This window comes from Zobellia barbeyronii (genome assembly GCF_018603515.1).
Lineage (GTDB): Bacteria > Bacteroidota > Bacteroidia > Flavobacteriales > Flavobacteriaceae > Zobellia > Zobellia barbeyronii.
Map to the genome: position 1 here is coordinate 15,810 of NZ_JACATN010000001.1, position 14,536 is coordinate 30,345.

Annotated in this window: 10 protein-coding genes; 8 read left to right on the top strand and 2 right to left on the bottom strand. The window is 38.2% G+C overall.

Going from position 1 to position 14,536, the window contains the following annotated elements; genetic code table 11:
* Positions 1–9: 9 nt before the first annotated feature.
* Positions 10–165: a YqaE/Pmp3 family membrane protein gene (locus tag HW347_RS00065; protein ID WP_155598266.1), complete on the bottom strand. Its 156-nt coding sequence runs from the start codon at positions 163–165 to the stop codon at positions 10–12.
* Between the two features lie 218 nt (positions 166–383).
* Between HW347_RS00065 and lysS the strand changes: the two genes are divergently transcribed.
* The 6 genes from lysS to HW347_RS00095 all read left to right on the top strand — a co-directional run bounded on the left by lysS (position 384) and on the right by HW347_RS00095 (position 10,527).
* Positions 384–2,075 (top strand): lysine--tRNA ligase, encoded by a 1,692-nt coding sequence (gene lysS / locus HW347_RS00070; protein ID WP_214609942.1) that lies wholly within the window; start codon positions 384–386, stop codon positions 2,073–2,075.
* 393 nt (positions 2,076–2,468) lie between these two features.
* A complete protein-coding gene (locus HW347_RS00075; protein WP_225901782.1) occupies positions 2,469–5,207 on the top strand; it encodes a PSD1 and planctomycete cytochrome C domain-containing protein in 2,739 nt (912 codons plus the stop codon).
* Between the two features lie 3 nt (positions 5,208–5,210).
* On the top strand, positions 5,211–6,722 hold the full coding sequence (locus tag HW347_RS00080; protein WP_214609943.1) for a DUF1501 domain-containing protein: 1,512 nt from the start codon (positions 5,211–5,213) through the stop codon (positions 6,720–6,722).
* 50 nt (positions 6,723–6,772) lie between these two features.
* Entirely contained in the window at positions 6,773–7,645 is an 873-nt protein-coding gene (locus HW347_RS00085) for a sugar phosphate isomerase/epimerase family protein (RefSeq protein WP_214609944.1), read from the top strand.
* 9 nt (positions 7,646–7,654) lie between these two features.
* Entirely contained in the window at positions 7,655–9,046 is a 1,392-nt protein-coding gene (locus tag HW347_RS00090) for a c-type cytochrome domain-containing protein (RefSeq protein WP_214609945.1), read from the top strand.
* A gap of 50 nt (positions 9,047–9,096) precedes the next feature.
* Positions 9,097–10,527, top strand: a complete 1,431-nt coding sequence (locus tag HW347_RS00095; protein ID WP_214609946.1) for an SLC13 family permease — start codon at positions 9,097–9,099, stop codon at positions 10,525–10,527.
* A gap of 98 nt (positions 10,528–10,625) precedes the next feature.
* On the opposite strand, the gene HW347_RS00100 is transcribed toward HW347_RS00095, so the two are convergent.
* Positions 10,626–11,033 carry a hypothetical protein gene (locus tag HW347_RS00100; RefSeq protein WP_155598260.1) on the bottom strand — a complete coding sequence of 136 codons (408 nt, stop codon included), beginning with the start codon at positions 11,031–11,033 and terminating at the stop codon, positions 10,626–10,628.
* 462 nt (positions 11,034–11,495) lie between these two features.
* Between HW347_RS00100 and HW347_RS00105 the strand changes: the two genes are divergently transcribed.
* Together HW347_RS00105 and HW347_RS00110 are read left to right on the top strand one after the other, a co-directional pair.
* Complete coding sequence (locus HW347_RS00105) at positions 11,496–13,991, top strand: zinc-dependent metalloprotease (protein WP_214609947.1); 2,496 nt, start codon at positions 11,496–11,498, stop codon at positions 13,989–13,991.
* 266 nt (positions 13,992–14,257) lie between these two features.
* Entirely contained in the window at positions 14,258–14,413 is a 156-nt protein-coding gene (locus HW347_RS00110; RefSeq protein WP_155598258.1) for a hypothetical protein, read from the top strand.
* Positions 14,414–14,536 lie beyond the last annotated feature (123 nt).

Sequence of the window (14,536 nt, forward strand, 5' to 3'; positions counted from 1 at the left end):
AATATTATTTTAATTGGGGTTGTTCAATATGACCAATGCAGCAATGACACCAGGTACCCAGCCGCAGAAAGTCAAAAGTAGAACAATTAGAAAAGATCCACAACCTTTTCCGATAACCGCAAGCGGAGGAAAGAAAATAGCTAATAATACACGTAAAAAACTCATTTTGATTTGATTTTATTGATTGATGATGTACTTATATGACGTAATAACAATGAACTTGTTACAAATTTCAACTAAAAATTAATAGTTGACTACCCGCCATTTCATCCTTATCATTTATCACAATCATACAAACAGAATGCCAAGCTTATAATTTCATATTATTAGATGCATATAGTAAACTTCCGATAGCTTATATTTGCAGCCTTAAATAGTAAAAAATGCAACTGTCGGAACAAGAAATTATTAGAAGAGAAAAATTGACCAAATTGCGCGAATTGGGCATCAACCCATACCCCGCTGCTTTATACCCTGTGGATGCAAATTCCAAGGGCATTAAATCCGATTATAAGGAAGGCAAGAAGGTGGTTATTTCAGGTAGATTGATGTCTAGAAGAATTCAGGGCAAGGCTTCTTTTGCCGAGTTGCAAGATAGTGAAGGTCGCATCCAAGTATACTTTAACCGTGACGAAATTTGTACCGGAGAAGACAAAGGTCTTTACAATGACGTTTATAAAAAATTATTAGATATGGGTGATATCATTGGTATTGAGGGTGAGCTTTTCACTACTCAGGTGGGTGAAAAAACCGTGATGGTCAAAAACTTTTCGCTTTTAAGCAAATCGTTGCGCCCGCTACCTTTACCTAAAAAGGATTCTGAAGGCAAGGTTTTTGATGAATTCAATGACCCTGAAATGAGATACCGTCAGCGGTATGTAGATTTAGTGGTCAACCCTAAGGTTAAAGAGACCTTTATTAAACGTACTAAAATTACGAACAGTATTCGTGAGTTTTATAACGAAGCTGGATACTTAGAAGTAGAGACTCCAATCCTTCAGCCTATCCCAGGTGGTGCTGCTGCAAGACCTTTTTTAACGCATCACAATGCATTGAACATGCCTTTGTATTTGCGTATTGCAAACGAGCTTTATCTAAAAAGATTGATAGTTGGTGGATTTGATGGTGTTTATGAGTTTTCCAAGGATTTCCGCAATGAGGGAATGGACCGTACCCACAACCCCGAGTTTACCGTAATGGAACTTTATGTTGCCTACAAGGATTACAATTGGATGATGGATACCACCGAGAAGCTATTGGAAAAAGTAGCTCTTGATGCTAACGGAACTTCTAAAGTTACAGTAGGCAAAAATGAGATTGAGTTTAAGGCGCCTTACGCTAGAGTGCCAATTTTAGAAGCTATAAAAATTCATACGGGTAAAGACGTTGCTGGTATGCCAGAAGACGAACTTAGAGAAACGGCAAAAGGTCTTGGTATTGAAGTTGATGCTACCATGGGTATTGGTAAGTTGATAGATGAAATCTTTGGTGAAAAATGTGAGCATCATTATATACAGCCTACATTCATTACAGACTATCCTAAAGAAATGAGCCCTTTAACAAAAGAGCACAGAGATAATCCTGCTCTTACCGAACGTTTTGAACTTATGGTAAATGGTAAGGAATTGGCAAATGCGTATTCTGAGCTTAACGACCCTATTGAACAACGTGAACGTTTTGAAGAGCAATTAAAACTTTCTGAAAAAGGTGATGACGAAGCTATGTTCATTGACCAAGATTTCTTGCGCGCATTAGAATACGGTATGCCTCCAACATCAGGTATTGGTATCGGTATTGACCGTTTAGTAATGTTAATGACCAACAATTCATCTATACAAGAAGTATTGTTCTTCCCGCAAATGAGACCGGAGAAAAAAGCGATTGAACTTACGGATGAGGAAAAATCAATTGTAGAATTATTGAAACCAACTGGTTCTATGGAACTTGCAGACCTTAAAACACAAGCTGGACTTAGTGGCAAAAAATGGGATAAATCCATGAAAGCACTTAGTAAGCATGGATTGGTCTCGGTTAAAGTTGAAGGAGATAATAAAAATGTTATCCTGAAACCGTAAAACATTCCATACCTTTTATATAAAAAGCCAATCCATTAAAAAATGGATTGGCTTTTTCAATTTATATACCTCTTATCTTTCTGGTAATTCCTTTGTCTTTAAAAGACTAATTCCACTTTCACAGTTTAACCTACCTACTGCCTTGTTTTGCAGTAAATTATCTTCTTTTCAATAAAATTATCTACCTTAATAAGCGTAGCTAATTATTAATACCACAAATCTACTTTCAATAGCTAACTGATAACAGTTTGCTGCATGCCTTAGGGGTTTTCTTTCTCAATAGCCTATAACTAATTGTTACATTGGTTGCACACGTTGCGTAGATTTTTAAGTCCTTAATTTTCAAAGTTTTCTATATTGAAGACTAATTTGAGCTGAACAGTATACACCGTTATGAAAAAAAATACGTCTCGTAATTACTTCTGGTATCTTTTCATGGCAATAAGTGTAGTTGTACTGAGTGCTTGTCAATCTTCACCTCCGGTGGATTTTAGCACGCAGATTAAACCTATTCTCAACAACAAATGTATTACCTGCCATGGCGGTGTAAAAAAGAGTGGTGGTTTCAGTCTTTTGTTTGAAAGTGAAGCTTTTGCTAAAACAGAATCAGGTATAGCCGCTATCATTCCAGGTGATGCATCTGGCAGTGAAATGATAAAAAGACTGCACGAAGAAGACCCTGAACTTCGCATGCCTTATGAAAAACCCAAACTTACGGATGAAGAGATAGACCTATTGACCCGTTGGATAGATGAAGGTGCTCATTGGGGCCAACATTGGGCGTATTCACTTCCTGAAAAAGTAGAGGTTCCTAAAATAAATGTAGAGGCAAGTTTTGTTTCGGAAGATGCTTCGGGATTTGTAAAAAATGAAATTGACCACTTTATCCTTGCCCGGTTAGACGAGAAAAAATTACAACCTAATCCTTCCGCCGAAAAAAATATAATCGCAAGAAGATTAGCATTAGACATTGTGGGATTACCTCCCAGCCAAGAATTACTTAACCGTTTTGAATCCGGTGAATTATCTTATGAAGGTTTGGTAGACACCTTATTAAATCAACAGACCTACGGAGAAAAATGGGCCACTTGGTGGTTAGACCTAGCTCGCTATGCAGATTCCAAAGGTTATGAAAAAGATTTGGCCCGAACTATCTGGCGATACCGTGATTGGGTAATTGATGCTTTTAACCGAGACCTTCCCTATGACCAATTTACCATTGAACAATTAGCGGGTGACCTGTTACCTGAACCTTCTCCTGATCAACTCATAGCCACAGCTTTCCACAGAAATACAATGAACAATGACGAAGGCGGTACCGATGATGAGGAATATCGGGTGGCTACCGTCATAGATCGTTTGAACACCACTTTTGAAGTTTGGCAGAGTACCACTATTGGTTGTGTACAATGCCATAGTCATCCTTATGACCCTTTTAAACATGAAGAATATTATAAGTTAATGGCATTTTTCAACAATTCACGAGATGAGGATACGCCTGGCGAATCTCCAGTACTTAAATTTTATACGCCCGAACAACAGGAAAAGGTTTACAAAGTAATTAATTGGGCTAAAAAATACGGAGACGAACAATCCGCTGCAACCTACAAGAACTTTTTACAATTCACGGAACCCGTCTATAAATCACATTTTTTCAAGGAAATAAAAAATGGATCCTATGATGACCATGCATCGGTGGTTTTATGGGATAAGGGAAATTGCATTATAGAAAATGGGTATACCAATAATGCCAGTTATGTGTACCTCAACTATCGCTCTCACTATAATGGAACAAAAATTATTATCCGCGAAAAGGATTCCAAAGGAACGGTTTTAGGTGAGTTTACCATCAATAAAGAAAAACAGAATACTACAGCTCGCTTTCCAATTAAAAAAATAGACCGTCAGAATGATATTTATATAGAAGCCCATAATACGAATTCCAAAAAGCAAGCCAACCTTATGAATCTGTACTGGGTTTCATTCATTCCCGATTTACAAGGAAAAGACCAACCAGGATGGAATGTTATTAATTCCAATCTTATGGACGCTCTAAATTGGAATACCCCAACTGTACCCATTATGGTTGAGAATCCAGACCATATGAAACGCACAACCCAAGTTTTTGATCGCGGTAGCTGGATGTCCAAGACCGATACTGTAGAAGCGGGTACTCCTGAAAGCCTAAATGCGTGGAATACAGATTGGCCAGCAAACCGCTTAGGCTTGGCCGAATGGATTGTAGATAAGAAAAACCCTTTAACAGCACGTACGCTAGTAAATAGAGTATGGCACCAAATCTATGGAAGGGGCCTTGTGTCTACGGTAGAAGATATTGGCTCACAATCAGATGCGCCCTCGCACCCTGCAATGCTAGATTGGCTTTCATTACGGTTTATGAACGAGCACAACTGGAGCGTAAAAAAACTGATTAAAGAAATTGTGATGTCCGGTACATACCAACAAAGCTCAGAGAGCACTCCCGAAATGTATGAGATAGACCCAGAAAACGAACTTTACGCTCATGGACCAAGAATACGTTTGGGTGCAGAACAGATCAGGGACCAAGCTTTGGCTGTGTCTAACTTATTAAGTAGCAAAATGAACGGCCCAGGGGTAATGCCACCTCAACCGGATGGTGTTTGGCAAACGGTGTATAGTGATGCCCAATGGATTGAAAGTAAAGGCGAAGACCGCTACCGCAGGGGTATATATACCTTTTTAAAGCGTACCAGCCCATACCCTTCCTTCCTGACATTTGATGCGGGAAGCCGGGAAGTCGCTACCATTAGAAGAACAGTGACCAATACGCCATTACAAGCATTGGTTACTTTGAACGACCCTGTTTATCTGGAAACCGCATATCATTTGGCAAAAAACAATTACCAACCAGATGATATTGATAAGAGCATTTCTCAGAGCTACAAAAAAGCAACGTTTAAGGAAATAAGCCCCAATAGGCTGCAAGCCTTAAAAACTTTGTACGATACCTCACTGACAGAATTCAGCAAAAACACGGAAGCTTCAAAACTGTTTCTTCAATTTGAAGAGAAGCCTACCGCAGAACTTAGTGCGCTCACCATTGTTGCGAATGCTATTATGAACTTAGATGAATTTTTAACGAAAGTATAAGCCGTGAAAGACCAAATCGAAAGACTCGTTCAAGAACACTTGGCTAGAGAAGCACAAGAAAAGACCAGAAGGCACTTCATAAAAAGTTGTGCTCAAGGGCTGGGCGGACTAGCTTTAAGTTCCATTTTCATGGGATGTGACCCGCTAACGAAGCAGAGCCAAAAATCAGCATCTACCTTTTCTGAGCGAGACCTTAACCCATTGGCGACTTTGGCACCTCATTACGGGCCAAAAGTTAAATCGGTTATTTACTTGCACATGGCGGGAGCACCTTCTCAACTTGAAATGTTCGACTACAAACCCAAACTTCATAAGTTAGATGGTCAAGATTGTCCTGAATCTTTATTAGCAGGCAAAAAATTCGCTTTTATAAAAGGGACCCCTAAGTTAATGGGCCCACAGGCTGAATTTAAACAAGAAGGAGAATCTGGTAATTGGGTTTCTGATTTTATGCCCCATTTTAAAAAGGTAGTAGATGACGTGGCTTTTCTAAAGGCAGTACATACCGATCAATTCAACCATGGTCCTGCTCAACTTTTCATGCATACGGGTAGCGCTCGTTTGGGACGTCCCAGTATTGGTGCATGGGCCACATACGGCTTGGGTTCTGAAAATCAGAACTTACCCGGTTTTGTTGTATTAACCTCTGGCGGAAACACTCCGGATGCTGGAAAAAGTGTCTGGGGAAGTGGATTTTTACCCTCCGTATACCAAGGCGTGCAATGCCGCTCTAAAGGCGACCCCGTGCTTTATCTTGAAGACCCAGATGGAGTTTCTAGAGATTTAAAGAAAAGTACTATTGATGCTATCACCAAAATTAATAAAGAGGAATACGCCAAGTATGCCGACCCAGAAATATTGGCTCGGATTAACCAATACGAAATGGCTTACCGTATGCAAATAGCGGTTCCCGAGGTAATGAATATCAATAACGAGCCAGAACATATTAAAGAAATGTACGGTGTTGAGCCTGGTAAAGAATCGTTTGCCAACAATTGTCTGCTTGCCAGAAAACTGGTAGAGGACGGTGTTCGCTTCGTTCAATTGTTTGATTGGGGTTGGGATAGTCATGGTGTGGTTCGTTCGGGATCTATAGATAAAGGTCTCAGAAACAAATGCACCCAAATAGATCGGCCCATAACTGCTTTAATAATGGATTTAAAACAACGTGGACTTTTAGATGACACATTAATTGTATGGGGAGGTGAATTTGGCAGGACACCTATGCAAGAAAATAGAGGAAACAAAAAAATGCCATACAAAGGGCGCGATCATCATGGTGACGCCTTTACTATGTGGATGGCCGGTGGAGGAATTAAAAAAGGGGCTTCACATGGCCAAACCGACGATATTGGTTTTTCTGGGGTGGAAGGCCGTGTTTCCGTTCACGATGTTCATGCTACCATTTTACACTTACTCGGTTTTGACCATGAAGAATACACTTATGAATTTCAGGGAAGACCATTTAGACTAACTGATGTAGAAGGTAATATCATCAAAGAAATTTTATCCTAAGAACCATCTCAGAATTAATCGAACTATAAAGAATACCAAACAAACCATCCATGAAAATACCCGTTACTTTAATAATACTCTTTTCTTCATTCTTAGGATTCTCTCAAGAAAAAAAATTACAATTCTTTCAAACCGATTGGGGCAGACAAATTTCTTATGATGCTTTTTGCGAAAAAACAAAAGCCGCGGGTTATGACGGCATAGAAATCTGGCTTCCCAGAGACCAAAAAAGCCAGAGCGAGTTAAAATTAGCTTTAAAAAAACACGATTTAAAAGTTGGCTTCCTAAACGGAACCAATAGAACTGTATCTTTTGAAGAAAGTCTAAAACAATATATAGCGCATTTTAAGATTCTGGCATCCTGGAACCCAACGTACATCAATTGTCATACAGGCTATGATTTTTTCTCGTTTGAAGAGAACAAAACCTTTATAGACGCCGCCAATAAAATAGCCAAGGAAAACAACGTTCCTATCTATCACGAAACTCACCGCGGGCGCTTTAGTTTCAATCTTCCTGACACCAAAAAATATCTCGCTGCTATTCCCGAGTTAAAACTGACATTGGATATTAGTCACTGGATGGTAGTTCACGAATCGCTTCTTCAGAATCAAGATTCGCATTTAGAAGAAATCGTTAACCGTTCGCATCACATTCATGCGCGTATAGGTCATGCTGAAGGTCCACAAGTAAACGACCCCGAGGCTCCTGAATGGAAAGAAGCAGTAGAACGCCATATGAACATTTGGGAAAAAGTCATCCGTAAACAATGGGAGACCAATGACATTTTTACGATTACTACCGAATTTGGCCCTGCAGACTATATGCCAACGTTACCCTATTCCCAACTGCCCGTAGCCGACCAATGGAAAGCGAACATCTATATGATGAAGCTATTAAAAGAACGTTTCAACATAGATTAAACTTTTAGCATGGACGTTCTGAAACAACTTCTTGGCAGGTTACACCCTCTCATTGTGCATTTGCCGATAGGCTTTATAATGATAGGTCTCCTTTTGCAATGGTACGATCGAAAGAGAAAAGAAAACAACTCTGTAATTTCTATCATCTTCTTATGGGCGGGTATTACTGCAACTCTTGCCTGTATTACAGGTTATTTACAATATTTAGGTGAAGGATATGCTTTTGACACGGTAAAATGGCATTTGTGGTCGGGTATTGCGACAGCTCTTTTTTCTTTTTTGATGTATGCTAAGTTGAAAGCGATTCAAGCTTTTGATTTTCTATCGAAGCTCCCTGTAATCGGTTGGGGCATTTTCCTTTTTATATTGATTTCCTTTACCGGCCATCAAGGTGGAAACATCACTCATGGCGAAGAGTATTTAATTGAACCTTTACCCAATTCTATAAAATCGGCTTTAGGCTTTGAGACTTTTGAAGAGAAAGAAATTAGCCTAAACGAAGCAAACTGGCAAGATGCCCTACTCTACGAAGATGTTATCAAACCTATATTGAACAACAAATGCGTGAGTTGCCATAATCCAAAAAAAGCTAAGGGCGAACTTCTGCTAAACTCGGAGGAAGGTATTCTAAACGGAGGTGAAAATGGATCGGTAATTGAAACCTCAAAGTCTTCGGAAAGCGAACTATTTACAAGGCTCATACTTCCTATGGATAATGACGACCATATGCCTCCTGAAGGTAAAACTCAGCCATCTAAAGAAGAAGTAGAATTGGTCCGTGCGTGGATTGATGCTGGCAGTTCCTTTGAAAAAACCATAGCCGAATCTGGTCTTGAAAAATCACTCTTTATTTCTTTCTTCCCTAAAAAAGAAGATTTTGACCACCCGAATATAGAAATAGTCGCCGCATCTGAAGAGCAAATCAAAGTTATAGAGGCTACTGGAATTCATATTGATCAAATTAGTAAATCCTCTAATTTCCTAAGTGCTTCTTGCATCAACAAACCGACTTTCACTGATGCCGATTTTGAGGTGCTACTCCCTATCAAAGAACAAATTTCTAGAATAGACCTGGGCCAAACTAAAATTACTGATGGAATTTTTTCAAAACTGGCTAAACTTCCAAACCTAACCATACTATTGTTAGACCATACAGCTATCACCGGAAAAAACTTGTCTCTTCTGACTTCACTAGAACATTTAAAATCCATCAACTTAACAAGCACCTCCCTAAAAACAGAACATTTAGAAGCTTTAAATAAGTTCAAAAAATTACGGCAACTTTATTTACATGGTACCGAAGCAACTCCGCAGAACGTAAAACTAAACAACCCAAAAATTAGTATTGACTTTGGGAACTATCAACTTCCTCCAATTGCTTCAGACACCATTGTATATTAATTTTCAAAAACAAAAGAAAAAACATAGCTTAGGAGCACCAATTAAAAACTATGGACTTCAGCAGAAAAGCAGGACTCTTTCTAGGACCTATTCTTTTTTTCGTTATTCGTTTTTTGCCTTTTGATTTAGTCTCCGAGAAAGGAGATGCTGTAATTGCCGTTGCCGTTTGGATGGTCATTTGGTGGATAACCGAAGCTGTCTCAATTTCAGTAACTGCTCTATTACCCCTACTCCTTTTTCCATTTCTTAAAATAATGGATATTGGTGATGTGGGAGCAAATTATGGTAGCCCTATAATTTTCTTATTCTTTGGTGGTTTCGTATTGGCTTTGGCACTTGAGAAAGTGAATCTTCATAAGCGAATTGCACTCAATATTATAAAAATTACCGGTACAACGCCCAATAAGGTAGTACTAGGTTTTATGATTGCTACGGCATCCTTAAGTATGTGGATTAGTAACACTGCCACAACGGTGGTAATGTTACCTATTGCAATGTCTGTTATTAATCTTTTGGTGAATGATGCAGATGGTTTTACAAAAAGCGATAAGAATTTTGCCCTTTCCGTAATGTTGGGCATAGCTTTTTCTGCTAATGCCGGAGGCGTTGCCACAGTTATTGGCACACCCCCCAATTCTGTTATGATTGGTCTTTTGGAAAACGAATATAATATTGAAATCTCTTTTCTAAAGTGGATGGTTATTGGAGTTCCTTTTTCGGCCTTGATGATTTGGATCAGTTATTTGGTTTTAGTCAAGTGGATGTATCCTAACCGTGACTTGGTATTCTCTGCCTCAAAAGATGTCATCAACAATGAGTTGAAGAAGTTGGGACCTATGAGCGGAAAAGAGAAAATGGTACTCTGTATTTTTGGTGTTACCGTTTTTCTATGGATTTTTAGAACCGTCATAAACGGCATATTCCCTGCACTGAAATTAAACGATACCATGATCAGTATTATGGCAGCCATTGCAATGTTTGCGATACCTTATAATTTAAAGAAGGGTGATTTTATCATTGAATGGAAAGACACCCAAAAATTAGCTTGGGGTATTCTCATCCTTTTTGGAGGAGGCTTGGCATTAGCAAAGGGCATGTCCGTAAGTGGTATTGTAGATATGGTTTCAGCAGCAATCGGTAATAGCCATGTGAGTATTTTATTCACCGCTATTCTATTGATTACGCTAATGCTCTTTATGACAGAACTTATGAGTAACGTTGCTTTAATTGCCGTACTTGCCCCTGTTGTGGCCGGTATTGCAATAGGGCTGGATATTCCTGTACTCTATTTATTAATTCCGGTTACCATAGCAAGTAGCTGTGCCTTTATGCTTCCCATGGCTACACCTCCAAATGCAATTGTCTTTGCCAGTGGATATGTAAAAGTGAATGAAATGGCACGAGTTGGTATTATATTGAATCTAATAGCTGTAGCACTATTAGTTCTTATGTTTCAATTTGTAGTCCCGTTAGTATTTTAAACGAAAACGCTACAGAAAGAAGAACATAGATTATACAAAGCACAAAACCCCTGTTATAACAGGGGTTTTAGCTAGCTAATTCAAATAATTTACAATGGTTAATTGTTCCTTATATACGGATCAAAGCCGTTTGGTAGATGTTTTTTTGTATCAAAATCGAAAGAAATTTCGTCGTTTGAATCGATGTAATTGAAATCCTCTACATTCTTAGGATATGCATAAGCATTAAAACCCTGTGGAAGGTATTTATTGGTATTTAGAATGACATTAGCATCAGACTCAATAAAAGGAATAGCACCTAAATCGACATAAATATCATTAGCATCGAAATTTTCTGGCAGATAATCTGCAGTATCGAAGCCAAGATCAAAATCTGTGTCTTCATCAATATAATTAATAGAATGAATAACCGTATCATCTTTTTCGGTTAATGGATCAGCTGCAAAAACTCCGTTTGCGAATATAAGACCCAATATCATACTTATTTTTAAACTCTTGTTAATCATAACTTGGTAAATTTATTTACGAGTCTATATAACGCCGAAACATCTCTTTATTGTTCTTTATATTTTGTGGGAGCTTTCCTAAAAAAGCTTAAATAATCAAATTCGTAAAATGTGAATCAAAACTCTACCAAGTTCGCATTTTAGCGTTTCATTATTTGCTAGACACTCACAGTTTGTAGGGAATTTTTATTACAGAAAAAAGCACATTTTTTTTCTGACTAACAGCACTTTAGAATTAGCGTATACGTGTCATCGGTATTTTGTGCTTTTCATCGACACTTTAAAAAATATGATTTTGTAGAATTGGTAATAAGCTCTGCAATTTATCCCCAATAATCTCTTAACCAGCCTTAAAAGGTAAAGGCACAAAAATGTTATATTTACGACTATTAATAGGATTGCCCCATAATCATGGCATTACTCTGTTTCATAACACATCAAAACATTCTAATCAAAGCTTACATGTTTAAAACAGTATTTACCAAAGTAGTTTTCTCATTACTCGTTATTACTACTTTTTCAGCCGAAGCTCAAATTTTTAAAAAGAAGAAAGACAATACGGAGAAGTCAGATAAAAAAGATGATGACAAAAAATCTAAAATAAAACCATATGGCAAAGTCATAACCAAAGACGCAAAAACCGACAAAGGCCTTTTTGATATACATATAGTAGATGAAAATCACTTTTATGAAATACCAGATTCGCTTTTCAACAAAGAAATGTTGATGGTAAGTAGGATTTCAAAGACGGCTACCGGTATTGGTTTTGGTGGAGGTAAGATTAATACTCAGGTACTTCGCTGGGAAAGGAAGCCTAAAAAGGTTTTACTTCGTGTCGTAAGTCATGAGATTGTTGCCGCAGATTCGTTACCTGTACATGAGGCGGTTGTAAATTCTAATTTTGAACCGGTCCTCTTTGCTTTTGATATAATGGCCGTAAAAAAGGATACAGCAAACCCAACTACGGTAATTCAGGTAAACGAACTTTTTGAAAAAGATGCACAAGCCTTAGGCATGCCTGATTCATATAGAGAAAAATATAAAGTCTCCCGATTAGATGAGACAAGAAGCTATATTGAATCTATTAAGAGTTATCCTTTAAACGTTGAAGCACGCCACGTAAAAACCTACTTGGCAAAAAAGCCCCCCAGTAATGGTAGTCTTGGTTCTATTTCTATAGAAATCAACAACTCTATGATACTCTTACCTGCCGAGCCTATGAGACGCCGTGACTTTGATGAGCGTGTTGGTTGGTTTGAAAGTGCCCAAACGGATTATGGTTTGGACGCTCAAAAAAGTAAAACAGTAAAATTCCTTGATCGCTGGCGTTTGGAAGTCAAAGATGAGGACTTGGAAAAATACAAAAATGGCGAGCTGGTAGAACCCAAAAAGCAGATTATATATTATGTAGATAGAGCTACGCCAAAGAAATGGCTTCCTTATATAAAGCAAGGTATTGAAGATTGGCAGGTTGCTTTTGAAGAGGCAGGTTTTAAAAATGCTATCATTGCCAAAGAACCACCTTCTGTTCTTGAAGACCCAGAATGGTCTCCTGAAGATGTGCGTTATTCTGTAGTTCGTTATCTAGCCTCCCCAATTCCAAATGCCAACGGACCGCATGTAAGCGATCCACGAAGTGGTGAAATATTAGAATCTGATATTAACTGGTATCATAATGTAATGACCTTATTACATAACTGGTTTTTTGTACAGACGGCAGCCATAAACCCTGATGCTAGAACTACAGAGTTTAAAGATGAAACTATGGGACGGTTAATTCGTTTTGTTTCTGCTCATGAAGTTGGTCATACACTAGGTTTACCTCACAATATGGGTAGTAGTGTTGCCTATCCTGTGGATTCTCTCCGATCAGCTTCCTTTACTAAAAAATATGGTACGGCTCCCTCTATAATGGATTATGCTCGTTTTAACTATGTAGCCCAGCCAGGTGATGGCGATGTTGCTCTGATGCCTAATATTGGTGTTTATGACAAGTATGCTATTAAATGGGGATACAAACCTATTTTAGATGTTTCTGCGGAAGAGGAAAACAAAATTCTTGATAGTTGGATTTTAGAACATGCAGGAGATCCTTTATATCGTTTTGGACACCAACAAGTAGGTGATGTTGTAGATCCAAGTTCACAAACGGAGGATTTAGGCGATGATGCTATTAAAGCTAGTTTGTACGGCATAGAGAATTTAAAGCGTATTGTACCCAATCTTATTTCATGGACAAAAGAGGATGGAAAGACGTATGAAGATCTTGAAAAAATCTACGGTCAGGTTGTTGCCCAATTCAAACGCTATATGGGTCATGTATCCAATAATATTGGCGGTGTTTACGAATATCAAAAAACCTATGATCAAGAAGGTGCCGTTTATATACCCGTAACAAAAGCGCATCAGCAAGACTGTATGGTCTTTTTACAAGACCAACTATTTGCTACGCCGGAGTGGCTTCTTGATCAGAATATTTTTAATAAAATTCAATATTCAGGTTTTGTAGAGGAGATAAGAGCAATGCAGACTAAAACTTTAGATAATATTCTCAGCTTAGGAAAGCTACAACGTTTGGTTGAAAATGAAACTGCCAACGGAGCAGAAGCTTACCAATTAACTAATATGATGAGCGAGCTGCGCAGCGGTATCTGGTCAGAATTACAAAACGGACAGAAAATAGATACCTATAGAAGAAACCTTCAAAAGGCACATGTTGAAAGGTTGAATTATTTGATGACCGTAAAAGACCAAAAGAAACAACCTGACTTTGGAGGTTATCAAAAATCTACAGTTGTACATACCAGTCAATCGGATATTCGTTCAGTAGCCCGTGCGGAATTGCAAATTTTACAGCGAACTATTGAAAATGCTATTGCAAGAACTTCAGATAACATGAGCAAGTATCATTTACAAGATGTTAGTAACCGTATAGAGCAGATTTTAAATCCTAAGTAACAACATAGATAGTATGGCGGCAATAATGTTTTATGCAAGCATTATTGCCGCCATACTGTTTATTAGTAGGGTTGTGTCATTTCCTGTTAGAAAAAATGACCACAATCCTCCAAAACATCGACGAACTACATCACGTATCGGTGAAGCGAAATTGCAGACAACAATTTTGGGCAAGTTGACCACAACCTGAGCTCGCTTTACAACAACCTTTTTTTCTAACTTCTTCTTTTGCCTAAATTTATATCAGAATCAATAAAACATACCCCATGTCTCAGAAACTAAAAAGTTCTTTATACCTAGCCGGATTCGTAATTGCATCATTAGTTTATTACAATCAAACCAATTCTGACCAATCTCCCCAGACGGTAGAAATGGCATCGGCAGATATGGAACAAGTTAGCTCTGCAGAGACATTAGACTAAAATATTTAAACATTGAACGACCTACTTTGTAAGGGCGAAGAATTCATTTCTTCGCCCTTTTTCATGCTCTAAAGTCAACCTCTCCATCCTGTTAATTATTACATAAATAAGATAATCTGGTTA